Annotated in this window: 21 protein-coding genes, 1 other RNA gene and 1 pseudogene; 8 read left to right on the top strand and 15 right to left on the bottom strand. The window is 64.1% G+C overall.

Going from position 1 to position 23,416, the window contains the following annotated elements:
• Positions 1-12: 12 nt before the first annotated feature.
• The 6 genes from AUC68_RS09790 to AUC68_RS09765 form a co-directional block, all read right to left on the bottom strand.
• Entirely contained in the window at positions 13-1,824 is a 1,812-nt protein-coding gene (locus AUC68_RS09790; protein WP_069437491.1) for a L,D-transpeptidase family protein, read from the bottom strand.
• A gap of 189 nt (positions 1,825-2,013) precedes the next feature.
• Entirely contained in the window at positions 2,014-2,403 is a 390-nt protein-coding gene (locus AUC68_RS16430) for a nuclear transport factor 2 family protein (RefSeq protein WP_069437490.1), read from the bottom strand.
• A gap of 13 nt (positions 2,404-2,416) precedes the next feature.
• Positions 2,417-3,106 (bottom strand): DUF2165 family protein, encoded by a 690-nt coding sequence (locus tag AUC68_RS09780; RefSeq protein WP_069437489.1) that lies wholly within the window; start codon positions 3,104-3,106, stop codon positions 2,417-2,419.
• A gap of 178 nt (positions 3,107-3,284) precedes the next feature.
• Entirely contained in the window at positions 3,285-4,304 is a 1,020-nt protein-coding gene (gene ilvC / locus AUC68_RS09775; RefSeq protein ID WP_069437488.1) for a ketol-acid reductoisomerase, read from the bottom strand.
• A 101-nt stretch (positions 4,305-4,405) separates the two neighbouring features.
• Positions 4,406-4,948 (bottom strand): acetolactate synthase small subunit, encoded by a 543-nt coding sequence (ilvN, locus tag AUC68_RS09770; protein WP_069437487.1) that lies wholly within the window; start codon positions 4,946-4,948, stop codon positions 4,406-4,408.
• Positions 4,948-6,732 carry an acetolactate synthase 3 large subunit gene (locus tag AUC68_RS09765; RefSeq protein WP_193407085.1) on the bottom strand — a complete coding sequence of 595 codons (1,785 nt, stop codon included), beginning with the start codon at positions 6,730-6,732 and terminating at the stop codon, positions 4,948-4,950. Before AUC68_RS09765 ends, ilvN begins: the two co-directional genes overlap by 1 nt.
• A gap of 498 nt (positions 6,733-7,230) precedes the next feature.
• On the opposite strand from AUC68_RS09765, the gene AUC68_RS09760 reads away from it, so the two are divergent.
• Positions 7,231-9,093: a potassium transporter Kup gene (locus AUC68_RS09760; RefSeq protein ID WP_069437486.1), complete on the top strand. Its 1,863-nt coding sequence runs from the start codon at positions 7,231-7,233 to the stop codon at positions 9,091-9,093.
• Between the two features lie 49 nt (positions 9,094-9,142).
• Here AUC68_RS09760 and miaA read toward each other — a convergent pair whose 3' ends face one another.
• The 7 genes from miaA to AUC68_RS09725 form a co-directional block, all read right to left on the bottom strand.
• Positions 9,143-10,051 (bottom strand): tRNA (adenosine(37)-N6)-dimethylallyltransferase MiaA, encoded by a 909-nt coding sequence (miaA, locus tag AUC68_RS09755; RefSeq protein ID WP_069437485.1) that lies wholly within the window; start codon positions 10,049-10,051, stop codon positions 9,143-9,145.
• Between the two features lie 43 nt (positions 10,052-10,094).
• Entirely contained in the window at positions 10,095-11,567 is a 1,473-nt protein-coding gene (locus AUC68_RS09750; protein WP_069437774.1) for a Do family serine endopeptidase, read from the bottom strand.
• Positions 11,568-11,706: 139 nt separating this feature from the next.
• Positions 11,707-11,892, bottom strand: coding sequence for a DUF2065 domain-containing protein (locus tag AUC68_RS09745; RefSeq protein WP_069437484.1), 186 nt, complete (start codon positions 11,890-11,892; stop codon positions 11,707-11,709).
• A gap of 14 nt (positions 11,893-11,906) precedes the next feature.
• On the bottom strand, positions 11,907-12,896 hold the full coding sequence (gene hflC / locus AUC68_RS09740; RefSeq protein ID WP_069437483.1) for a protease modulator HflC: 990 nt from the start codon (positions 12,894-12,896) through the stop codon (positions 11,907-11,909).
• Entirely contained in the window at positions 12,896-14,020 is a 1,125-nt protein-coding gene (hflK, locus tag AUC68_RS09735; RefSeq protein ID WP_069437482.1) for an FtsH protease activity modulator HflK, read from the bottom strand. Before hflK ends, hflC begins: the two co-directional genes overlap by 1 nt.
• Before the next feature lie 166 nt (positions 14,021-14,186).
• A complete protein-coding gene (locus AUC68_RS09730) occupies positions 14,187-14,720 on the bottom strand; it encodes a dihydrofolate reductase (RefSeq protein WP_244500475.1) in 534 nt (177 codons plus the stop codon).
• Positions 14,717-15,511: a thymidylate synthase gene (locus AUC68_RS09725; protein WP_069437481.1), complete on the bottom strand. Its 795-nt coding sequence runs from the start codon at positions 15,509-15,511 to the stop codon at positions 14,717-14,719. The genes AUC68_RS09730 and AUC68_RS09725 overlap by 4 nt, the downstream gene beginning before the upstream one ends.
• A 94-nt stretch (positions 15,512-15,605) precedes the next feature.
• Here AUC68_RS09725 and AUC68_RS09720 point away from each other — a divergent pair, with 94 nt between their 5' ends.
• From AUC68_RS09720 to AUC68_RS09700, 5 genes are all read left to right on the top strand, one after another.
• On the top strand, positions 15,606-15,866 hold the full coding sequence (locus AUC68_RS09720) for a PepSY domain-containing protein (RefSeq protein WP_069437480.1): 261 nt from the start codon (positions 15,606-15,608) through the stop codon (positions 15,864-15,866).
• A gap of 77 nt (positions 15,867-15,943) precedes the next feature.
• Positions 15,944-16,354, top strand: a transfer-messenger RNA (tmRNA) gene (gene ssrA / locus AUC68_RS09715).
• Positions 16,355-16,403: 49 nt separating this feature from the next.
• Positions 16,404-16,991, top strand: coding sequence for an SspB family protein (locus tag AUC68_RS09710; RefSeq protein ID WP_083240679.1), 588 nt, complete (start codon positions 16,404-16,406; stop codon positions 16,989-16,991).
• A gap of 118 nt (positions 16,992-17,109) precedes the next feature.
• Positions 17,110-18,744 (top strand): glutaminase A, encoded by a 1,635-nt coding sequence (gene glsA, locus AUC68_RS09705; RefSeq protein WP_069437479.1) that lies wholly within the window; start codon positions 17,110-17,112, stop codon positions 18,742-18,744.
• On the top strand, positions 18,707-19,075 hold the full coding sequence (locus tag AUC68_RS09700) for a cyclic nucleotide-binding domain-containing protein (RefSeq protein ID WP_069437478.1): 369 nt from the start codon (positions 18,707-18,709) through the stop codon (positions 19,073-19,075). Before glsA ends, AUC68_RS09700 begins: the two co-directional genes overlap by 38 nt.
• Here AUC68_RS09700 and AUC68_RS09695 read toward each other — a convergent pair.
• Positions 19,050-20,963: a sensor histidine kinase gene (locus tag AUC68_RS09695; RefSeq protein ID WP_069437477.1), complete on the bottom strand. Its 1,914-nt coding sequence runs from the start codon at positions 20,961-20,963 to the stop codon at positions 19,050-19,052. The genes AUC68_RS09700 and AUC68_RS09695 overlap by 26 nt on opposite strands.
• A 280-nt stretch (positions 20,964-21,243) precedes the next feature.
• Here AUC68_RS09695 and fumC point away from each other — a divergent pair, with 280 nt between their 5' ends.
• Both fumC and AUC68_RS09685 read left to right on the top strand, forming a co-directional pair.
• On the top strand, positions 21,244-22,665 hold the full coding sequence (fumC, locus tag AUC68_RS09690; protein WP_069437476.1) for a class II fumarate hydratase: 1,422 nt from the start codon (positions 21,244-21,246) through the stop codon (positions 22,663-22,665).
• Positions 22,666-22,676: 11 nt separating this feature from the next.
• Positions 22,677-22,919, top strand: coding sequence for a ribbon-helix-helix domain-containing protein (locus AUC68_RS09685; RefSeq protein WP_069437475.1), 243 nt, complete (start codon positions 22,677-22,679; stop codon positions 22,917-22,919).
• Positions 22,920-22,929: 10 nt separating this feature from the next.
• Here AUC68_RS09685 and AUC68_RS16795 read toward each other — a convergent pair.
• Positions 22,930-23,416, bottom strand: a pseudogene (locus tag AUC68_RS16795) (hypothetical protein); the annotation flags it as partial.

Below are 23,416 nucleotides of genomic sequence, written 5' to 3'. Positions count from 1 at the left end.
ATCGAAGATCGCCTAGAAATCGAAGATCGCCGCAAACGGGTTGTTGCCACGCCGGGAGGCGCGCCGGGTCGCCCTGCGCTCGCCCGGATTGTGCGTCACCGTGACATTGCTCGGCAGGCCCCCCGGGATCGGCTGGCCCTTCAGCGCGGCGACCATCCGCCTGTCGTGCCCGTACACGTCCTTGTACCGCTCCAGTTCTCCATCCTCGCCCACGATCGCCGTGAAATAGGTAATGTAGACGGGAATCCGGTTCCTGATCGCGATCTTGTTCGCATCGGCCCCGCTATGCATGGCCGACGAGACCCGCGCCGCCGTCCAGTCCTGGTCGTGGCCGAGCAGGACGGTCGCCAGCCTGTCCGGATTTTGGACCCGCACGCAGCCGTGGCTGAAGGCACGCACCGAGTTGGAGAACAGGTTCTTCTGGGTGGTGTCGTGCAAATAGACATCGTGCGAATTGGGGAAGCGGAATTTCACGAGCCCCAGCACGTTGCGCGGTCCCGGCGGCTGATAAAGCTCATACCGGCGAATATCGTTGCGACTCCAGTCGACCCGGTCGGGGTCGATGTCGCGGCCGTTCGCGCCGCGGATGCGCAGGCCCTGCCGCCGCAGGACGGACGTATCCCAGCCGCTGGAGAAGAACCCGCTGCCCCGGCGCAGATAGGGCGCGATTTCATTCTGCTTGATCGAGTTCGGCACATACCAATTCGGGCGGAACACGATCTCTTCCATCTCGTCGCTGAAGACCGGCGTCTGCGTATGCGTCTTGCCGACGATCACGCGCGTCTCGTGAACGGGGTTCTCTTCCTTGAACACCCGCACCTTGAATTCGGGAATGTTCACGTTGACGTAGAACGCGCCCATGTCCTGCGGGAGCCAGCGGTAACGCTCCATGTTCACGAGCAGCAGATCGATCTTCTGCTGCCCCGTCACGGCCGGCGCCGCCCCCGAGCCCTGCCCGTTCAACATGCGCCGCGTGCCGGATCCGACCATGCCGTCGGCGTTGCCGCCTTGGGCTTTCTGAAACGCGAGCACGGCCTGGTGCAAGTCGTTGTCGAAGAGATACTCGTCGGCGCCTTCCTTGGCCGGGGTCTCGAGGCGCTTCCGCAACAGAGCCACTTGGCCGTGCTTGACGCCGAGCTTGAGGGTTGGCCCGGCGGGGATCTCCACGTCTTCGGGCGTGTCGGCGACCGGCTTGGGCGCCGCTGTCCCGCGGCGCTCGGCGATCAGCTGCCGGCGCAACGCCTCGAACTGAGGATGCGTGGGCTGAAAACTCCGCAAATAGGCCGCCGGGTCGGACCGGATGGCGATGAAGCCGATGACCTCGGCCGGGTCCGGCAAATACATGCTGGGGTCGAGGCTCTCGCTCAGATCCTGCGGCTTGATCCGGCCGCCCCGCGCATCGCGCGCATATTCGATGACCGCCGCGCTGATCTTGAGTTCGGCATCGGCGAGCTTGGCCACCGCACCGGGGGCGCTCGCATCAAAACCCGCAAGGTTCGGCAATTTGTAGTCCGCGGCGCGGAGCCCGTAATCGTCGGCCTTGGCGATTTCCTTGAGGACGGCCTTGCCGCGGGCATTCAGGCCGTTTTCGCCAACCCACAGCAGCTTCCGGTCCGGGACGGAGTAATACTCGGCAAGGGCGATCTGCTCGGCCGCGTCCTTCATCGTCACGGCGCCGACCTGATCCTGTACGGAGACGCGGACGGCTTCGGACCGGGTCACGAGCTCGGCGGGACCGTCGGGCTCCGCCGCAACGGCTGGGGCGCCGAACGAGACCGCGAAAGCAACCCCGATGGCGGCTGATCTCAAGCCGGCTGCTGTCATTCGATAGCTCCCTCTGGACCCCTGGTCCATCGTCCCCAAGCCTACAGCTCCTTCTCCCCGCACATCCGGCCCGAATCCCTTGGATTCCGGTCGAATTGCCCGATTATGCGCATCAAAATCGCATTCGACCACCGAATTCCGGCTCTGACATGGCAGAGCTCACGGGAAAGTGTCGGCCGGGGATAACCTCTATCCGGCCAAGGCCGTATCGAGGAACTCGCTGAGCGATATAATTTTTCCGCCGTCGATTTCAATGAAGTCGGCCAGCTCCGTCGTGAACGTGTCGCCGGATGTGATATTTTGGACACGGGCGCTCCAGCGGACCGCCGCCTTGTTCCCATCCATCAGCAGATCTTCGATGGCGAATTCGTCCAGGCCGAAACTGTCGGCGATGGTCCCGAACAGCCCCGTGATGCCCTCGCGTCCCTGAACCGAGGTCGCCAACATGCTGAACTCGGGCGATCCGACGATCCGGAACTGGGCGTCGTCGGCGAACATGGCCCCCAGCGCCTCGACCTCCCCTTGGATGCGGGCGGCGTAGAAGCTCTTGAGAAACGCCTCGAACTCGCTGCTGTCCATCGCTTCACTCCCCTTATGCCTCGTTCGCTGCAGCCCGCGCGCCCCGCGAAGTCGTACTTGTCTTCGGTGCCGTCTTCTTCTTGTTCTTGGCCGATGCGCGGGTCTTGGCCGTTGCACGTGTCTTGGCCGTTGCCCGTTTGCCGGCCGGCGCCTTCTTCTTTGCGGGCGCCCGGGCCGGTTTGGACCCGGCATCCGCCGTGACCGTCTCGGGCAAGTCGCCATCAGGCTGATTGACGAACACGAGGACCGCAAGAGCCGTGAGATAGAAGCGGAACGCCGCCGGCTGACCGTTCCAGGTTTCAGACTGCCACATCAGGAACCACTCGCCGGCAACGACCATGAAACCGAAGAACCAAACCAGGAACGCGACCAGCCCGCCTGCGATCGTCCAGCCCTTCGCGCTGTCGAAGACGGCGCCCGGGTCCCGCCGGACCTGAAACAGGCGGATGGCGCCGGCCAGGAACAGGACGCCTGCCAGCGCTTCGCCGGCGATGATCAGCGCATAGGCCGCATGCCAAAGTTCGGGACTGGTGATGGCCCGGTACATCAGCGTATTGCCCGGGTAGGTCGTGTCCATGCTCATCACATGCTTCACGAACAGAAAATTGGCTTGGTAGTCGGTGAGATTGCCGAACACGACCAGCAGACAGAAGACTGCGAGACACGCGACCATGACGATCTTGGCGATCCGGGTGATGTACATGGGGTCCCCTGCCCTTGCGGCCCTCAAAACTTGGGCATCGTGTCCTGGAACTTCTGCGCCCGTGTGACGATGGCGTCAGCTTAGACCAAGGGGCTCCGGTTCGCGCCGCCGGCACAAAAGAAAATGGCCGGGACGAACCCGGCCATTTCGGTATCTTCCAAAGAGGGTCGCGACGCGACTAGTTCTTGGACTTGTCGACCATCTTGCTCTCGGCGATCCACGGCATCATGGCGCGCAGCTTCTCGCCGACCACTTCCATTTCGTGGCTGTCGCACTTGGCGCGCATAGCCTTGAAGCTCGGCTGGTTGATCTTGTTCTCGAGCATCCAGTTCTTCACGAAGGTGCCGCTCTGGATATCGGCGAGGACCTCCTTCATCGCGGCCTTGCTCTCGCCCGTGACAACGCGCGGGCCGGAGACATACTCGCCGTATTCGGCGGTGTTGGAGACCGAGTAGTTCATGTTGGCGATGCCGCCTTCGTAGATGAGGTCGACGATCAGCTTCACCTCATGCACGGTTTCGAAATAGGCCATTTCGGGAGCGTAGCCCGCCTCGACCAGGGTCTCGAAGCCATTGCGCATCAGCTCGACGAGGCCGCCGCAGAGCACGGCCTGCTCGCCGAAGAGATCCGTCTCGCATTCCTCGCGGAAGGTCGTTTCGATGATGCCCGCCCGGCCGCCGCCGATCGCGGAGGCATAAGACAGAGACAGGTCGTGCGCGTTGCCCGTGGCGTCCTGGGCGATGGCCACGAGGCACGGCACGCCGGCGCCGCGTTTGTACTCGGCACGCACCGTGTGGCCCGGGCCCTTGGGTGCGACCATGCAGATATCCATGTCCGCGCGCGGCTCGATGAGATTGAAGTGGATGTTCAGGCCGTGGGCGAAGAACAGGGCCGAGCCCTGCTTCATATTGGGCTTGAGCTCTTTCTCCCAGATCTCGGCCTGGAGCTCGTCCGGGGTCAGCATCATCACGACGTCGGCCCAGGCGGCGGCCTCGGAGACGCTCATGACCTTCAACCCCTCGCCTTCGGCCTTGGCGGCGGAGCTGGAGCCGGGACGCAGGCCGATAGCCACCTCGGCAACGCCGGAATCCTTCAGGTTCAGGGCGTGGGCGTGGCCCTGGCTGCCATAGCCGATGATGGCGACCTTCTTCCCCTTGATGAGATTGAGATCGGCATCCCGATCGTAATAGACACGCATCCCTGTTCCTCTACGTTCTAGAATTTCAATATCTTCAAAACTCGGCTGTCACCATTGGGTCCGGGTTGTGCCGCCGGACCGGCGAAAACGCAAGCGACGGATTACATCCGCTCCGCCCCGCGGGCGATGGCCGCGACGCCGGTGCGGCAGACTTCGACCAGGCCGAGGGGCTGCATCAGCGCGACGAACTGCTCGATCTTCGATTGGCGCCCGGTGATCTGGAACACGAAATGCTCGAGCGAGGCATCGATGGCCGTGGCGCGGAACGCTTCGGCCAGCCGCAACGCCTCCACCCGCTTCTCGCCGACGCCCGCCACCTTCACCAGCGCCAGCTCCCGCTCGATGGTCTCGCCGCAAACGGTGAGGTCCGTGACCGAGTGGATCGGCACCAGCCGGTCGAGCTGATTCTTGATCTGCTCGATGACCATGGGCGTGCCCGTCGTGACGATGGTGATGCGCGACAGATGCGCCTCGTGCTCGGTCTCGGACACGGTCAGCGACTCGATATTGTAGCCCCGGCCCGAGAACAGGCCGATGACGCGCGCGAGCACGCCGGGCTCGTTGTCCACGAGCACGCTGATCGTGTGTGTCTCGAGGCTCTGTTCAGGCTTCTCGAGCGAATAGGCGGAACCGGGCTGCCCCATCAGACCATTACCTTGCCTTCTTCGGAGATGGCGTTCTCGATGTCCTCTTCCGTCAGGTCGTCGCCCATCAGCATGTTGTTGTGCGCCTCGCCGCTCGGAATCATCGGGAAGCAATTGGCGTGCTTGTCGACCCTGCAGTCGAAGATGACCGGCTTCGGCGTCTTGATCATCTCCAGGATCGCGTCGTCGAGCTCGCCGGGTTTCTCCGCGCGAATGCCGACGGCGTGATAGGCCTCCGCCAGCTTCACGAAGTCCGGCAGCGCCTCGCTGTAGGAGTGCGAATAGCGGCCGCCATGGAGCAGTTCCTGCCATTGGCGGACCATGCCCATGTACTCGTTGTTCAGGATGAAGATCTTGATGGGCAGGTCGTATTGAACCGCCGTCGAAATCTCCTGCATGGTCATCAGCACCCGAGCTTCGCCTGCAATGTCGACGACGAGCGAATCCCGATGCGCCATCTGCACGCCGACCGCGGCCGGAATGCCGTAGCCCATCGTGCCGAGCCCGCCGGACGTCATCCACCGGTTCGGCTCGTCGAAATGGAAGTACTGCGCCGCCCACATCTGATGCTGGCCCACTTCCGTGGTGATGTAGGTGTCGCGATCGCGGGTCAGCGCGAAGAGCCGCTCGATGGCGTATTGCGGCATGATCACGTCGCTCTTCTTCCGGTAGTGCAGGCATTTGCGCTTGCGCCAGGTCTCGATCTGCTCCCACCAGCGCGCATGCGCCTCTTTGTCGACCGACGGGTTCTGCGCTTTCCACGCCGCGATCATCTGATCGATCACGTACGCGCAATCGCCGACGATCGGGATGTCGACATGAACGTTCTTGTTGATCGAGGACGGATCGACGTCCACGTGGATCTTGGTGGAGCCGGGCGAAAACGCATCGAGCCGGCCAGTGATACGGTCGTCGAAGCGCGCGCCGATGCAGACCATGACATCGCAGTCGTGCATGGCGTTGTTGGCCTCAAACGTACCGTGCATGCCGAGCATGCCGAGCCATTGCTTGTCCGAGGCCGGATAACTGCCGAGTCCCATCAGGGTCGAGGTGATCGGATAGCCGGTCATGCGCACGAGCTCGCGCAGACTCTCACTGGCCGCCGGCCCCGCATTGATGACGCCGCCGCCGGTATAGAAGATCGGCCGCTTGGCATTGGCCATCGCGCTTACGGCCGCTTCGATGGCGGCTGGGTCGCCCTGCCGCGGGGGAACGTAGCTCTTATGCTGCGAGTTCGAGACGCCCTTGTAAGTCCCGGTCATGAACTGGATGTCCTTGGGGATATCCACCACGACAGGACCCGGGCGCCCCGAGCGCGCGACGTAAAATGCCTCGTGCAAGACCTCGGCGAGCTGGTCGACGTCCTTCACAAGATAGTTGTGCTTCGTGCAGGGGCGCGTGATGCCGACCGTGTCGCATTCCTGAAAGGCATCGTTCCCGATGAGATGCGTCGGCACCTGACCCGTGATGCAAACCACCGGGATCGAATCCATCAGCGCGTCCGTGAGCCCCGTGACTGCGTTGGTCGCACCTGGGCCCGACGTCACGAGCACGACGCCGACCTTGCCGGTCGAGCGCGCATAGCCTTCGGCCGCGTGGACCGCGCCCTGCTCGTGGCGGACCAGCACGTGCTGGAGCCGGTCCTGCTGGAATAGCTCGTCGTAGATCGGCAGCACGGCCCCGCCCGGATAGCCGAAGATGTGATCCACGCCTTGATCGGCGAGCGCCTGAAGCACGATCTGCGCGCCGGTCATTTTGACTGAGCCGTTCTCGGTGGCTGACATGTCTCTTTCCACTGACAAAACCGGGCCCCAGCGGCTGGACCAGCCGCTGCCCGGTAGAACTCGATTGGTAATGGCAAAAACGCCGGATTAGGCCGCGCACCCTAGGGCCTCTATGTCACAGGGTCAACGGGAAATGCGAATGAATGACAACATTTTTTGCTGCTATCTTTGCATAAGTTATCCAGATTAGGGCGAATCTATGCAGAAAATTTCATGCCTTGGAAAGATGATGACGGGGAGCCCAATCTTTTACCCACAAGCGTTCTAGACAATGACGCGCGATGCGCCTAAGCCTCATACGCTTGTTGGGGCAGCCTCGAAATGAGGGACCAAGCCGCGCCGGCGCCTCGGTGCTCTGGCGGGTCGTATCTGAAAACACATTTCCATCTAGTCCATTTAGTCACAGCCTGAATGCAGCACTCTGCAACTTCAGAACCGGCCGGTGCCGACGCTAACGGCAATGAAACCGGACACGGCCATGGGACGGCGGATCTGCCCATGACCAGCCGCGCGTTCTGGGCCCTCACTTTCGGCTCGATCGGCGTCGTCTATGGCGATATCGGAACGAGCCCGCTCTACGCGCTGCGCGAAGCCGTTCTCGCCACCGGCGGATCGCACGGCGTCGTCACCCAGGCGGCCGTGCTCGGCGTCCTGTCGTTGATCTTTTGGGCGCTGATCGTGGTCGTCACGCTCAAATACGTGGTGCTGCTGCTCCGGGCGGACAATAACGGCGAAGGCGGCACGCTGGCGTTGACCGCGCTGGCCTTCACCGCGCTCGGCAGACGCACGCCGCTCGTACTCGGCCTCGGTATTGTCGGCGCGGCGATGTTCTACGGGTCCACGCTCATCACCCCGGCCCTGTCTGTGCTCTCGGCGGTCGAGGGCCTCAACGTCGCCACGGATGCGTTCGAGCCCTATGTCCTGCCGATTACGGTCGTCATCCTGATAGCGCTGTTCTCGGTCCAGTCGCACGGAACCGCCCGCGTCTCGACGCTGTTCGCACCGATCACCACGGTCTGGTTTCTGGTGCTTGCGTTTGCGGGCGCGGCGGAGATCGCCGGAAACCCTCGCGTCCTCATGGCCCTCAATCCCTATTACGGGCTCAACTTCCTGCTCACGCACGGCATGGTCGGCCTCGTCACGCTCGGCGCGGTGTTCCTGGTCGTGACCGGGTCCGAGGCGCTCTACAACGATCTCGGCCACTTCGGCCGGCGTCCGATCCAGACGGCGTGGCTTTATCTCGTTCTGCCCGCGCTACTTCTGAACTATTTCGGTCAAGGGGCATTGGTCCTGGCCCAGCCGGAGAAGATTTCGAATCCATTCTATCTGCTGTTTCCAGACTGGGCGCTCTACCCCATGGTGGCGCTCGCGACCATGGCGACGGCGATCGCCAGTCAGGCTGTGATCACAGGTGCCTACTCCATCACCCGCCAGGCCATGCAACTCGGCTTCCTGCCGCGCATGGAAGTCCGCCACACCTCGGAATCCCAGGCGGGCCAGATCTACATGCCCCGCGTCAACTGGCTGCTCCTGACCGGCGTCCTGCTTCTCGTCTTCATGTTCCGCTCGTCGAGCGAGTTGGCCTCGGCCTATGTGCTGGCCGTGGCGGCGACGGTGCTGGTGGCCGGCCTTCTGGGCTTCATCGTCATTTGGCGGCTCTGGCACTGGTCGCTGGGCTGGACCATTGCCGTCATGGCGCCGCTGCTGTTCGTCGACGTCGCGTTCGTGATGGCCGCCATGCTCAAGCTGGTCGAAGGGGCCTGGCTGCCGGTGCTCGTCGGCATGATGCTGATCCTCGTGATGCTCACCTGGATGCGCGGAACCAAGCTCCTGGCGCAGAAGACACGCCGCATCGAGGTTCCCTTCGAACCCTTGATCAAGAGCCTCGAGAGCAAGCCGCCTCATCTCGTTCCCGGCACCGCCGTCTTCTTGAGCGCCGATCCCGAATTCGCGCCGACCGCGCTCTTGCATAATCTCAAGCACAACAAGGTTCTGCACGAGCACAACGTCATCCTCACGATCAAGAACGAGGACATTCCGCGTGTCGCGCCCGCCGACCGGGTCCAGTTGGCACCGGTCAGCGACAAGTTCATGCGGATGACCCTGCATTTCGGTTTCGTGGAACGGCCCAACGTGCCCAAGGCGCTCGCCATCGCCCGCAAGAAAGGCTGGCAATTCGACATCATGTCGACGTCGTTCTTCCTGTCGCAGCGGACCGTGCGGCCGGATGCGCGGTCCGGAATGCCCCAATGGCAGGACCGGCTCTTCGTCTATCTCGCGCACAACGCGGATGACGCCTCGAACTACTTCCAATTGCCGACGGACCGGGTCGTGGCCATCGGGACCCAGGTCACGGTCTGATCCGGCGGCGCTCCTTTGCGGGTCGAAGCCTGGTCTGGCGAACGAGGCCCTACGATCGCTCCCCGATCGCCGCGGCAGCCGCTTCTCCGCTGGGGACCTGCGTCCAGTCGGCCATGAAGCGCCGTGCCCAGGTCATCTGGCGCTTGGCGTAGCGGCGGGACGCGGTCTTGGCCTTCGTGGCCGCGTCTTCCAGGCTTATGGCCCCCGAGAGATGGGACAGGAGTTCGGGCACGCCGAGGGCTCGCATGACCGGGAGCCCTGGATCGAGGTCCAGCGCCGCCAGCGACTCCGCTTCCGCCAAGGCACCCTCCCGCAGCATGGCGTCGAACCGCGCATCGATGGCCGCGTAGACCGCCTCGCGTTCCGGCGCGACCAGGATCTTCAGAACGGCCTCGTCCTTCAGGAGCGGTGTTCCGGTCGTCTCCTGCCAATCGGCGAGCGAGACGTCAGTGGCGTCGATGACCTCCAGGGCCCGCACAAGGCGCTGCGTGTCCGTCGGCCCAAGACGCGCGGCCATGACCGGATCCCGCGCTGACAACGCCGCGTGGAGATCCGACCCGGAGGTCGTCGCCGCACGCTCCCGCCAGTGCCGGCGGATGTCTTCGGGAATGTCGGGAACGGGCGACAGCCCCTGAAGCAGAGCCATGAAGTAGAGACCGGTCCCGCCGACGAAAATCGGCACCTGCCCGCGCTTGCGCGTTTCTTCGATCGCAGCGGCGGCGTCTTCGACCCAGCGCCCCACCGAATAGGCCTCCCGCCCCGACACCGTGCCATAGAGCCGGTGGGGAACGATCTCCATTTCCGCGGCACTGGGGCGCGCGGTCAGTACCTGAAGCTCCCGATAGACCTGCATGGAATCGGCATTGACGATCGTCCCGCCCAGGCGCTCTGCGAGCGCAAGTGCCGCGGCCGACTTGCCGCTGGCGGTGGGACCGGCAATGAGAACGGCTTCAAACACGACGGACCACCGTTGGACCTCGCAATGCCGGTGCCGAGCCGCGTCAGATGATCGGAACGGCGACGAAGCGGAGTTCGCCCTCGGCATCGGCGAGCAGGAACAGGACGCGGCGGCGGCCCGATTTCCGGACCGCACGCAGCCGGGTGACAACCTCTTCCGGCTGGCGCACGGCTTCCTGGGTGACCTCCACGATCACGTCGCCGGCCTTGATCTGCTTCTTCGCGGCAGCGCTTCCCGGTTCGACACCCGTGACCACGACCCCTTCGACCTTTCCGCTGATGCGGTACTTGTCGCGCAGCTCGGAAGTCAGCGGCTCGATGGTCAGGCCAAGGAGGTCGCCGCCGCCGAGTCCTTCATCGAGCTCCGGCTCCTCCTCGTCTTCTTCGGGCAGCCGGCCAAGTGTCACGACGAGGTCGACGGTCTCGCCGTCACGCAGGAGCTTGACCGGCACTTCCATGCCGACCGTGCCAGCGGCGACCGCACGCGGCAGATCGCGCATCGTGCGTATTGTCTGCCCGCCGAAGTCGAGGATGACGTCCCGCGGTTTGATCCCCACGGTTGCCGCGGGGCCGCTTGGCGTCACCGAAGCAACAAGCGCGCCCTTCGGCGAATCCAGCCCCAGCGTGGCCGCCATCTCGTCGGTGACGTTCTGGACATGGACGCCCAACCATCCCCTGCGGGTCTCGCCGAATTCCTTCAACTGGTTCAGGACCGTGACGGCCGTGTTGGACGGCACGGCAAAGCCGATCCCGATCGATCCGCCGGTCGGCGAGATGATCGCCGTATTCACGCCGATGACCTGGCCATCCATATTGAACAACGGACCGCCGGAGTTGCCCCGGTTGATCGCGGCGTCGGTTTGAATGAAATCGTCATAGGGCCCCGCGTTGATGTCGCGCTTCGTGGCCGAGACGACGCCGATGGTTAGACTGCCGCCGAGCCCGAACGGGTTGCCGATCGCCATCACCCAGTCGCCGACGCGCAGCACGGAGGAGTCGCCGAACGACACGGCTTTGAGGGGCTTGCGCGGCTCGACCTTTAGGAGTGCGAGGTCCGTTTTGGGATCGTGTCCGAGGATCTTGATCACCTTCAGCTTGGACCCGTCCGTGAAGTTGACGATGATCTCATCGGCGCCCTCGATCACGTGGTTGTTCGTCACGATCAGTCCCGACGGGTCGATCACGAACCCGGACCCGAGCGAGCTGACCTTCCGCGGTTTCCCGTCGGGGCCCTTGTCGTCGAAAAAGTCGTCGAAGAACTCTTCGAAGGGAGAACTCTTCGGTCCTTTGCGAACCGGAGGGGCCCCTTCTTCCCGTTCGTCGATCGTCTGGGTGGTCGAGATATTGACGACGGCCTCCTGAAGGCCTTCGGCAATGTCGGCCACGGAGACCGGCCCCCGGGCAAAGGCCGTTCCGGGCCCATGAGGCGCCGCGATGCAGAGCCCCGTCCCAACGGCAATCGCGGTTACGATGCCCCGAAGGTGCCGAGCCCAGCTCCGGCCTGTTCGTCCAGACATCTTTTCGGGCACTCCCATCATCACGCCGAACCATTGGGCGCGGACGCCACTCTAGCGAAAACGGCGGGCCCAGAGGAAGCAAGCTTTCGCGACTTGGCAGACAAGAAACCGGCGCGCTTGATCCGTGCCCGAACCATCGTCACCCCCGTATCAGCCAAACAAGGAGCACCCCGGCCGTGACCGCTAGGATCCCCGCCAGCCGCAAGGTCGATTCCGGGGTCTCGGACGCCGCTTCGAGGAGCCGGCGTCCAAACCGGGGCGCGAGGGCCCAAACGAGACCCTCGATGACCAAGACGAGGCCGATGGCGACACCGAGGTCGTCCATGTCCGCCAGACCCGCTAAGGCGTATCGGTGGCAGGTTCAGACGACTCGGCCGCGCGGGCCGGCTCCGTTCCTGTGCTCAAGGGCTCGCGGATCGCGCTCTTGTCCCCTTTCGGCAGGCTGGTGGAAGCGCCGCTCGCACGCCCGCCCGCGTTGTTGAAATACTGGAAGAACTGGGAATCGGGACTGAGCAGCATCCGCGTATCGCCGGACTGCAAGGCGCCTTCATAGGCCTGCATGGAGCGGTAGAAGGCAAAGAAGTCGGGATCCTTGCCGAAAGCTTCGGCGAAGACACGGTTCTTCTCCGCATCGCCCGCACCGCGAATACGCTCCGACTCGCCGGTTGCCTCGGCCTTCAGGACCGTGACCTGCCGCTCGGCATTGGCGCGAATGCGGCGGGAGGCTTCCTCGCCTTCGGCGCGGATCTCCGATGCCTCGCGCTCGCGTTCCGTCTGCATCCGGCGATAGACGGCGAGGCTGTTCGCCTCCGGCAGATCGGCTCTCTTGATGCGGACGTCGACGACCGTAATGCCGAGGGCCTTGGACTTGGCGTTCATCTCATCGGTAATCTTCCGCATCAGCTCGTTCCGGTCGTCCCGGACGACGGCTTCGAAGCTCGCCGAACCCAGGACCCGGCGGAGCGCGGCTTCGAGGAAGTCGCTGAGCCGCGTGCGTGCGTTGAACTCGTTGTTCACCCGTTGGTAGAACAGCAGCGGGTTGGTGATCCGCCAGCGGGCAAAGGCATCGACGACAAGACGCTTCTGATCGGAAGCGATGACTTCTTGTGGCGCGGAGTCCAGATCAAGAAGCCGCTTGTCGAAGAACACCACGTTCTGAATGAACGGGATCTTGTAGTTCAACCCAGGGTTTTCGATGACCCGCTTGGCCTTACCGAACTCCAGAACCAGCGCCTGCTGCGTCTGGTAGACCGTGAACAGCGTCAAGTAGGCGCCGATCGCGAGAATGCCGACCAGCAGGAGAATGAGAGTGAGGGCGACGCGTTTCATTACTGCTGCCCTCCGCTCTGAACCGAGGGAGCCGTCGGGGCCGTCGCGGCCGGCGCCTTCCTCTGCAACTCCGATAAGGGCAGATAGGGCACCACGCCGCCGCCATCCTTATCGATAATGATCTTGTCGGTGTTCGACAGCACTTCCTGCATCGTGTCGATGAAAATCCGTTGCCGCGTCACCTCAGGCGCCTTCGCGTATTCTTCAAGAACCTTTTCGAAGCGCTCGGCCTCACCCTTGGCTTCGGCGATCACGCGGTCGCGGTAGCCTTGCGCGCTTTGGAGAATGCGCTCCGCCTCGCCGCGCGCCTCCGGAACGATCCGGTTGGCATAGGCTTGCGCCTCGTTCTGGAGACGCTCCTCGTCGGCCCGGGCCGCCTGGACGTCGCGGAAGGCGTCAATCACCTGTGCCGGCGGATCGACCTTCTGGAGCTGAACCTCCACGACCTGGATGCCGGCCTGATAGCCGTCGAGAATGCGTTGAATGAGCTGCTGCACCTTGCCCTCGGTCTCGGCGCGCGAGGAGGTCAGGATCGGCTCGATGTCGCTCTGGCCGATGATCTCGCGCATGGAACTCTCGGAGACGTCCTTCACCGAGCCCTGAGGGTTTTGGATCTTGAACAGGTAGTCGGGCGCGTCGCTGATCTTCCACACCACCACGAAGTCGATATCGACGATGTTCTCGTCGCCCGTGAGCATCAGGCTCTCTTCCGGCACGTCCCGCACCGAAAGGCCGCTGCCTTCCGATGAGCGCATGCCGATCTCGATCCGGTTGAGACGGGTGACCTTGGGAAGCTCGACCTCTTCGATCGGGTAAGGCAGGCGGAAATGCAGACCCGGGGGCAACTGGCGCACATATTCGCCGAAACGCATGACGATGCCGACCTCGTCGGCCCTCACCGTGACGAGGAAGCCGAACCAGCCGACCACTCCGGCTACGACCAGGGCGATCAGGCCCGGAATCAGCCAGCCGCCACCGCCACCGGGCATGGCCTGGCGCAGCCGATCCTGGCTCTTGCGTAGAATGTCTTCCAGATCGGGCTGTTGGCCGCCGCCGGGACCGCCGGGCCTCGGGCCCCAGGGCCCGTTATTGCCGCCACCGCCGCTCTGATTGCTCCAAGGCATATTGTCTCTCGTCCTGATTTCTGAGGGGGCTGCGCGCGAAGCCGCCGGATTTGGGCCGCGCCCAGCGCAGGGACACTAGGCGCACCAAGTGGCGGAACCGCGACAAGAATCCGAGAGGTTATAGGCCAGGACCAGGGGCCACGCAATCGAAGGCGGTGGCCGGAGCTCAGAGCCTCTCCAGGATCACGATGCTGAAGTCGTGGTCGTCCTTTGGGCCGGCCTCATGGGCCTCGCGGCAGACCTCCGTCCAGACGGTCGGATCCAGTTCCGGGAACCAGGTATCGGCCTCGGGGCTCGCGTTGACCTCGGTCAGGTAGATGCGGTCGGCTTGCGGCATGACCTCGCGAAAGACGTCTTCGCCGCCGATGATCATGATCTCGCCGGCCCCGGTCTCGGCGCAGGCGGACCGGGCGGCCGCAAGCCCCTCCTCCAGGGTATGGGCCACGACGACCCCCGGCGGCACGTCGAAACCGTCCTCGCGGGTCAGCACGATATTGAGCCGGCCGTCCAGTACCCGCGGCAGCGATCTGAAGGTCCGGCGCCCCATGATCACGGGATTGCCCATGGTCACCTTGCGGAAGAACTTCATGTCCGAGCGCAAGTGCCAGGGCAGCCCTCCGTCGAGGCCGATGGCCCGGTTCTGCCCCATCGCCACGACCAGGGCGATCTTGGGCGGCTCGGCCGCACGATCCTTGGTCACACAGCCACCTCGGCCCGGATGGCCGGATGGGGATCGTAGCCGACGATCTCGAAGTCGTCGTAGACAAAGTCGAACAGCGACGTCACCTCGGGATTGATCTCAAGGCGCGGCCGCAGCCGCGGCTCGCGCGCAAGCTGCTCGTCCGCCTGCTCCAAATGGTTCAGGTACAGATGCACGTCCCCGAACGTGTGCACGAAGTCGCCGGCCTCCAGCCCCGTCACCTGCGCGACCATATGAGTGAGCAGCGCATAGGAGGCGATGTTGAACGGCACGCCGAGGAAGATGTCGGCGGAGCGCTGATAGAGCTGACAGGAAAGCCGCCCGTCGCCCACATAGAACTGGAACAGGCAGTGGCACGGCGGGAGCGCCATTTTCGGGATTTCACCGACATTCCAGGCACTCACGATGTGCCGGCGCGAATCGGGATTGTGCTTGATCCCCTCGACCAGGGCCTTGATCTGGTCGACCTCGCCGCCGGAAGCGGTCGGCCAGGAGCGCCATTGCTTGCCGTAGACGGGCCCCAGATCCCCGCTTTCATCGGCCCATTCGTCCCAGATGGTGATCCCGTGCTCCTTGAGATAGCGGGTATTGGTCGAGCCCTGCAGAAACCATAGCAGTTCATGGACGATCGACTTCACGTGCAGCTTCTTGGTGGTCATGAGCGGGAACCCCTCGCTCAAGTCGAAGCGCATCTGCGCCCCGAACAGGCTGAGCGTCCCGGTGCCCGTCCGGTCCTCCTTGCGCAGGCCCGCGCCGCGGACTTGGGAGAGAAGATCGAGATATTGGCGCAACGTCAGTGTGTCCCTATATTGACCGCAGTCCGGAACGCCGAGACTCAGGGCCGGGCTCGCTACTTTGTCGATAGACTTGTAGAAGGAGCGTTCAATGCGTGTTCTGACAGTTCTCCTCGGCCTCGCGGCCTGTTCCACCCTCGCTCTCGCCTCCGGCGCGGCTTTTGCCCAAAGCATTGGCATCGAGCGCGTCCGGCAGATGGCCTTCGACCGTGGCATCGTCCGGCTGGAAGAGATCGAATACAAGCGCCGGCGGAATATCTGGGAAGTCGAGGGCGAGGATGCCCGCGGCAACGACATCGAGATGCACGTGGACGCCACCACGGGCCGCGTTCTCAAGATGGAACGCGACTAGCCTCTCCGGCCGGCCCGGCCAACCCACTGGCAGAGAAGCCTATTCATGCAGTGAAGATTGGGAGTTATCCACCTCCCAACCTTTCATTTAACGCGTGGGAGGCTTATATATGTGGTGTCGGCTTCGGCCGACTATGGCGATAAACGGTTGACGTAATAAACCATTCGGACCCGGGGGCGGTACCCGGCGGCTCCACCAGGTTTCAGCCATTCTAGTCCCTGACGTGCATGGCATGAGACTTGCGAAAAGTACCGGCACGGACTGAAACGTGGCGGGGCCGAAACAGGATCGACGAGGGTGTAAAGGTCGTACTTTCGCTCGGCATGGTATCCGCCGTTATCGGGCCGAACCTTATAGTTGCCAATGACAACTATGCGGAGGCACGTCTCGCTGCGTAATGCGGCGCGATAGCCTAAATTAAAGCCCTAGCTTCCTCGCAGAAGTTAGGCGCGGTTTCGGAGGGCACCGGGCAACAGAAGCCCTCCACTTTTGACGGGGTGACTGCCTACGTCGCCAACAATGGAGCGGCGCCATTACATGGCAGACGATGGAATTCGATACGATCTACTGACGCAGAACGCGCTGCGTGGCGTGGTTCGCGAGGTTCTCACGCAAGTCCAGCGCGACGGGCTTCCAGGAGAGCACCATCTCTATATCGCCTTCGACACCTGTGCCGAGGGCGTGTCCATCTCCAAGCGATTGAAGGAACAATATCCCGAGGAGATGACCGTCGTCCTCCAGTATCAGTTCTGGGATCTGTTCGTTTGGGACGAGCGCTTCGAGGTGAAGCTTTCCTTCGCCAACGTGCCCGAGCGGCTGGTGATCCCCTTCAACGCCGTGAAGGCCTTCTACGACCCATCGGCTCAATTCGGTCTCCAGTTCGGGAAGCCCGGCGCCGCCAACGATTCGGCGCGCCAGCATATGGCATCCGCCTTGCCGGACGTGGTGGGCGACCCGTCCGACGACAGAGCGAACGCCGAATCCCCCCCCGGACGAGCCCGGCGAAATCGAAAGCGTCGAGGTGGTGATGTCCCGGCCGCCGGCCGAGGTCGTTCAGTTGGACAGCTTCCGCAAGAAGTAGCCGTTTTCTTGGGCGTTCCGGCCGGACCGATGCCTGGGCCGTGATCAGTTTCGGTCGCGCTTTCGTCCGTACAGACCGGATCGCCGCGCCTGTCGACATGGCACGATTTCTGATTGATGCTTCCCGGGTGCGGGCCACGCACTACCTTGGGGAGACGCGTCGTTGAACAAGCTTGATCCTGTCCGCCCCGCGCCACTGGCGGAAACGGGGGCCCTTGCGCCTATCCAGGACTATCTGAACGAGATCCACGCACGGGTCTCGAAGATCGAGGGGGGCGCGCCCGCGGACTACATCCCGGAGCTTGGCAAGGTCGACCCCAACCTGTTCGGCATCGCCATCGCCACGGTCGATGGACAGCTCTACACCGTGGGCGATGCCCGCGTCCCGTTCACGATCCAATCCGTGTCCAAACCGTTCATGTACGGCTACGCACTACAGCACCATGGGCGACCGCGCGTCCTGGAGCAGGTCGGCGTGGAGCCGACGGGCGAAGCCTTCAACTCCATCGTGCTGGACGAGGTCGCCAACCGCCCCTTCAATCCGATGGTGAACGCCGGCGCGATCGCCATCGCCGAGATGATGCAGGGCGGCACGCTGGACCAGCGCATCAACAACATGCTGGAGCTTTTTTCGAGCCTCGCGGGACGGAAGATCGAGGTCGACGAGGCGGTGTACAAGTCGGAGCTGGCTACGGGCCATCGCAACCGTGCCATCGCCTATATGATGCTGAACACCGCCATGATCGAACGCGACCCCGAGGACGTGCTCGATCTGTATTTCCGTCAATGCGCCCTGAAGGTCACCGCCTGCGACCTCGCGATCATGGCGGCCACGCTCGCCAACGACGGCACCAACCCCGTTACCGACCACAAGATCTTCGACACGCAATATGTGCGCGACGTTCTCAGCGTGATGAACTCGTGCGGCATGTACGACTATGCCGGCGAATGGGCCTACGAGGTCGGCATGCCGGCCAAGAGCGGCGTGTCGGGCTGCATCATTGCCGCGATCCCGGGGCAGATCGGGATCTGCGTTTACGCGCCCCCGATCGACAAGCAAGGCAACAGTGTGCGCGGCATCGCCGTTTGCCAGGACATATCGCGCGAATTCCAGCTCCATGCCTTCTACAATCACACCAACGTTCGCAGCGTTCTGCGGCGCGATTACCGCGCCGACATCGTCCGCTCGAACCGTTTGCGCACGTTGGAAGAACGGACCCTGCTGGCGGAGGCCGGGCACTCGATCTCCGTGCTCGAAGCGCAAGGCGCCCTCTTCTTCGGATCGACCGAGCAGCTCTTGCGCCGTCTCACCGTCCTCGCGCGGGACTCCAAATATCTGATCGTCGATTTCAAGCGCGTGCACCATGCGGACCGGGCTGCATGCAAGCTGATCGTCCGCGCGGTGCGGGCCATGGCGGCGAGCGGCACCGAACTGGTCTTTGCGTCCATAGACGACGAGGGCGCGCTCGATCGTTTGACGCGCGCGCTGGCCGAGTCCGAAGAGGGCCACGCGGTGCGCCAGTTCCGCGACGTGGACGCGGCGCTGGAGTGGTGCGAGGACCAGGTCCTTGCGAGCGACGGCTCCAGCGTCGGAACCAAATTCTCGCTGAATCAGATCAACCTGTTCGACGGACTCACGCCCGACGAATGCCGGCTGGTGGAAGGGATCGTGCGCCCTCTCTCTTCGACAAGGGCGACGTCATCATGCGCGAGGGCGATCCGGCCAAGCTGTTCTTCGTCCTCGCGCGCGCACGGTCAGCGTGGAAATCCAAGTCCACGACAAGCCCGGCAAGCATAAGCGCGTCGCCTCCATCGGACCCGGTCTCACCTTCGGCGAGATGGCGCTCCTCGACGGCGGCAAACGGTCGGCGGACGTGATCGCGAACGAGAAAGTGATCTGCTACGGGCTCGGCGTCGAGGAACTGCACGAGCTGGCCGAAGAGCATCCTAATGTCATGATCACCATCCTCGGCAATCTGACGCGCGAATTCTCCGACGCCTCCGGCACGCCAACGAGGAACTCAGCGTCTTGGAATAGACCGTCCCCTTACGCGGCGGGCGCGTGGACGTTCTCCGCAGTGGCCCGCGGCTCATTGGACGGGTTCAAGGGCACGTTGAGCTCGACATAGAGCCCGGCCTTGCGGAACTCGGTCTTGGTTTCGCCGCCGAGATTATGGCGGATGCCTGATCGATGAGCTGGGACCCGAAGCCCTTCCGGGCCGTGGGCTTGGGCGCCGACGGCGCCCCTTTCTCCTCCCACACCAAGTGGAGACGATTCCGGCGCTGGGTCTTCCAGGCGACCGTCAACTGGCCCGTATTCTGCGACAGCGCGCCGTATTTGACCGCGTTGGTCGCGAGCTCATGCAAGGTCATGGCGAGGATCGAGGTGCATTGCGGCGGCAGCAACACGTCCGATCCCTTGATCACGATCTTGGGCCCGCCCTCGCGCTTGTAGGGTTCCAGTTCCCGTTCGACCATCGCCTTCAGGCTTGCGCCGGACCACTGGGATTCCAGCAGCAGGTCGTGGGCACGGTGCAGCGCCCGCAGGCGCTCGGCCAAGGTGCGGGCCATGGTCTGCGTCGTCGGATCCTTGGCCTGGCGCAGACTGGCCTGCACGAGCGACTGCACGATCGCCAGTGCGTTCTTGACCCGGTGATTCAACTCGCCCACGAGCATGGTCTGACGCTGCGCCACGCGCCGCCGCTCGGTGACGTCCCGGAACACGAGGACCGCGCCGGCGAGCGTGCCGTCCTGGCCGATGATCGGCGCGCCGGAATGCTCGACCGGCAACTCCTTGTCGTCCCGGGTGATCAGCATCGCGCCGGATTCCATGCGCGAGACCTCGCGTTCGCGCAAGGCTCTCAGCGCGGGATCGTCGACGGGCTTGCGCGTCTCCTCGTCCACCACCCGGAACACGACCCAAATCGGCCGGCCCCGCGCCTCCGCCGCCGACCAGCCCGTGAGGTCTTCGGCAACCCTGTTCAGCAGGAGCACGCTCCCGCTCGGATCGGTGGCGATCACGCCATCGCCGATCGACCCTAGCGTCGTGGAGAGCCATTCGCGCTGTCCACGCAAGTCCATGAGCGCCACTTGCCGGCCGCTGTCCGCCCGCCGCACGGCCCCCAGTGCCGTCCAGGCGAACACGCCGAGGACGACGATACTGGCGACTGCGAAGATCACCAGCGTTGCGGCGCTGTCGTAAAGCGCATGGACCTCGGCCTGCCGCGCGAACCATCCAAGAATGGGTGGGACCGCCAGGATACCAGGCAGCAGCCGCCGCAACATCTCGCCGGCGGGAGACTTCTCGAAAATCGCCGACGCGATTCCCCGTTCCGGCGAAGCCGCGATCAGCCCGGTGGCGAGCAGGACGATGGCGACAACGCCATAGGCGGTCAGGCGCATGAATGGAAACGGGTCGCCGGTCGTGTCGACGCCATAGGCTGCCCCCGTCACCACGAGCAGCACTTGGGCCAGCAGGACGAGTGTGAGAACTTGGCTCAGAACCGCGGGCGCCACGCGGGCATGCTCGGCATAGAACAGCGCGACCCCGAACAGGATGAGCGCCACCAAGATGCCGGGCGATGTCCCATCAAGGACCGGGATCGGGGGCGGCGATGCCGCTTGCGCCAGGAAGAGGTCCTCCTCGAAGGACCCGGCCTGCGGGGGCAAATCGTCCGGAATCAGAAACGTGTCGAAGCCGAGGTCGCCCAGCGCTCCCTCTCCGAACATCAGAAAACCGAACAAGGTCAGCACCACGCCGATCGTCCTGGCGACGAAGCGGATGCGGCGGAAGGTGAAGCAGACGAGGCCGAGACCGGCGAGGATGACGCCAAGCGCGGCAAGGGGCGGCACGCCGGACACGCTCGGCATGGCGCTTTCGGGAAAGATTCCGATCCAAATGGCAAGAACGACCTCGCCGATGACGCACGCCGCCACGGCCGCGAACCGGGCATAGGCTTCGCAGGCTTGCGCCGTCTTCGACTGAGGCAGCACAATCTTGCTAGACGCCGCCGTCACACTCCCTCCTCGTCAGGCCGCCTGGCATGGAGCGCCATCGCAACCGCCATGAAAGACTTGGCCACAAAGACTCGGCCAGAGATCCTTGGCCAGAGATCCTCGGCCAGAGATCCTTGGCCGCAAATCCTCGGCCATAAATCCTCGGCCATATCCCAGGTTCTCTCATCCCTCGCCGCAATGGTATAGCCTTAGGCTCCGATTGTCCGGTCGCGGCCGCGCAAAGGATTCCAGAAACTCTCACCGTGACCAATCTCCAAGTTACAAAAAGGAAATCGCGCCCATGTCCGTAGCCGACGCCCCAAAATCCTCCTCTGGCCCGCGTACGGAGACGGACGCGTTCGGGCCGATCAAAGTGCCTGGCGACCGCTATTGGGGCGCGCAGACCCAGCGTTCGCGCCAAAACTTCCAGATCGGCGACGAGCGGATGCCGCAGCCCATGATCCGGGCGATGGCGCTCGTCAAGAAGGCCGCGGCGCTCACCAACCTGGAGCTCGGACGCCTCGACCAGGGGCTCGCCGAGGCCATTGCCACCGCGGCCACCGAGATCATCGACGGGAAGCTGGACGATCATTTCCCCCTCGTGGTCTGGCAGACCGGGTCGGGCACCCAGACCAATATGAACCTCAACGAGGTGATCGCGAACCGGGCCAGCGAGATCCTAGGCGGAGAGCTGGGCAGCAAAGAGCCCGTACATCCGAACGACCACGTCAATATGGGTCAGTCCTCGAACGATACCTTCCCGACGGCCATGCATGTCGCCGCCGCCGAGGAGATCGCCTACCGGCTCGACCCGTCCCTGTCCCGCCTGTATGCGGCCCTCAAGGAGAAGGCCGAAGCCTTCCAGGACATCCTCAAGATCGGCCGGACGCATATGCAGGACGCGACGCCCTTGACCCTCGGCCAGGAGTTCGGCGGTTATGCGGCCCAGATCGATCTCGGCATCAAGCGGCTCAAGATGACCCTCCCGGGCCTGTACGCCCTGGCGCAAGGCGGAACGGCCGTTGGCACGGGGCTGAACAGCCACCCGGACTTCGGGGACGTCTTCGCGCGCAAGATGGCCGAACTGACGAAGCTTCCCTTCGTTTCGGCGGAGAACAAGTTCGAGGCGCTGGCCGGGAACGATGCCTATGTGTTCGCGCATGGCGCGCTGACCACCGTCGCCGCCTCCATGTTCAAGATCGCCAACGACATTCGCCTGCTGGGCTCCGGCCCGCGTTCGGGCCTTGGCGAATTGCTGCTTCCGGAAAACGAGCCCGGCTCGTCGATCATGCCGGGCAAGGTGAACCCCACCCAATGCGAGGCGGTGACCATGGTCTGTGCGCGCGTGATGGGGAACGAGACCACGGTGAGCTTCGCCGGCAGCCAAGGGCATTTCGAACTCAACGTGTTCAAGCCGGTCCTGGCTTACGCCCTGCTCCAGTCGGTGCGGCTTCTTGCGGATGTGGCCGACAGTTTTACAAAAAACTGCGTGGTCGGCATCAAGGCCAACCGGGAACGCATCACCGAACACATGGAGCGCTCCTTGATGCTGGTGACGGCGCTCGCGCCCCATATCGGCTACGACAAGGCCAGCGAGATTGCCAAGACCGCGCATAAGCGCGGGAGCACGCTGAAGGAAGAGGCCGTGCGGCTCGGCCATGTGGCGGCCGACGAGTTCGACCGGATCGTCCGTCCCGAGGAGATGGTGGCCCCGAAGAAATAGCCCCCGCAACCATGGCAAAGGCCCGCAACAAACGCTCCGTCACCATTGCCCGGCATCGGACCAGCATTTCCCTCGAGGAACCGTTCTGGGATGCGTTGACCGGCATGGCGCGGGACGACGGCAAGTCGATCGCGGGCCTTGTCAGCGAAATCGATCAGGCACGGACGGACAAGGGCGACGGGACCAGCCTGTCGGCCGCGCTTCGTCTTTATGTGCTGGAGCGCATGAAGCGCGGACAGACCGGCAACTCCTGAGGGGCTCCGCCTAGCGGCCCCCGAACATGCCGCCAAAGATGCCGTAGTTCCGCTTCCAGTCGTCGCGCTGGGACCGGCGCAAGACACGGCGGCGTTTGCGCGCCGGCGGCGCGGCGGCCGGTTCGGCGTCCGCCGCGTCCGTCTCGGCTTCCGCCGTTGCGGTCTCGCCGTCGAGAAGCTCCGCAATCGGATCGTCTGACGCGGCATTGTCGTTGGCGGGCGCATGGGTCGGCAGCGGCGGCAGCAGCTCGTCGGGAACCGAGGCGGTGGCATTGGCTTCCGAAGCCCCGCGTTCCGCGGCGGCTTTCGCCTCGGCCTCGATGCGCTGACGCTCCGCATGCTCCGCTGCGGCACGCGCCTCCGCGGCCGCGCGCTCCTTGGCAGCCTGCTCGGCCGCCGCTTTTGCCTCCGCCGCGGCTTTCGCCTCGGCTGCGGCTCTGGCTTCCGCCTCAGCGCGTTCCTTGGCGGCTCGCTCGGCGGCGGCTTTGGCCTCGGCC

The sequence above is a fragment of the Methyloceanibacter methanicus genome, from assembly GCF_001723285.1.
Lineage (GTDB): Bacteria > Pseudomonadota > Alphaproteobacteria > Rhizobiales > Methyloligellaceae > Methyloceanibacter > Methyloceanibacter methanicus.
Note: the sequence above shows the minus strand (reverse complement) of the source record. Positions and strands in the feature narration are given on the sequence as shown.

Excerpts from the sequence above, each read along its gene's own strand:
- hflC (WP_069437483.1), bottom strand. The coding sequence starts at position 12,896 with ATGAAACGCGTCGCCCTCACTCTCATTCTCCTGCTGGTCGGCATTCTC.
- hflK (WP_069437482.1), bottom strand. The coding sequence starts at position 14,020 with ATGCCTTGGAGCAATCAGAGCGGCGGTGGCGGCAATAACGGGCCCTGG.
- ilvN (WP_069437487.1), bottom strand. The coding sequence starts at position 4,948 with ATGGGGCAGCCCGGTTCCGCCTATTCGCTCGAGAAGCCTGAACAGAGC.
- AUC68_RS09750 (WP_069437774.1), bottom strand. The coding sequence starts at position 11,567 with ATGTCTGGACGAACAGGCCGGAGCTGGGCTCGGCACCTTCGGGGCATC.
- AUC68_RS09710 (WP_083240679.1), top strand. The coding sequence starts at position 16,404 with ATGGCAGACGATGGAATTCGATACGATCTACTGACGCAGAACGCGCTG.
- AUC68_RS09765 (WP_193407085.1), bottom strand. The coding sequence starts at position 6,732 with ATGTCAGCCACCGAGAACGGCTCAGTCAAAATGACCGGCGCGCAGATC.
- AUC68_RS16430 (WP_069437490.1), bottom strand. The coding sequence starts at position 2,403 with ATGGACAGCAGCGAGTTCGAGGCGTTTCTCAAGAGCTTCTACGCCGCC.
- AUC68_RS09720 (WP_069437480.1), top strand. The coding sequence starts at position 15,606 with ATGCGTGTTCTGACAGTTCTCCTCGGCCTCGCGGCCTGTTCCACCCTC.
- AUC68_RS09685 (WP_069437475.1), top strand. The coding sequence starts at position 22,677 with ATGGCAAAGGCCCGCAACAAACGCTCCGTCACCATTGCCCGGCATCGG.
- fumC (WP_069437476.1), top strand. The coding sequence starts at position 21,244 with ATGTCCGTAGCCGACGCCCCAAAATCCTCCTCTGGCCCGCGTACGGAG.
- AUC68_RS09780 (WP_069437489.1), bottom strand. The coding sequence starts at position 3,106 with ATGTACATCACCCGGATCGCCAAGATCGTCATGGTCGCGTGTCTCGCA.
- ilvC (WP_069437488.1), bottom strand. The coding sequence starts at position 4,304 with ATGCGTGTCTATTACGATCGGGATGCCGATCTCAATCTCATCAAGGGG.
- AUC68_RS09790 (WP_069437491.1), bottom strand. The coding sequence starts at position 1,824 with ATGACAGCAGCCGGCTTGAGATCAGCCGCCATCGGGGTTGCTTTCGCG.
- AUC68_RS09745 (WP_069437484.1), bottom strand. The coding sequence starts at position 11,892 with ATGGACGACCTCGGTGTCGCCATCGGCCTCGTCTTGGTCATCGAGGGT.
- AUC68_RS09760 (WP_069437486.1), top strand. The coding sequence starts at position 7,231 with ATGACCAGCCGCGCGTTCTGGGCCCTCACTTTCGGCTCGATCGGCGTC.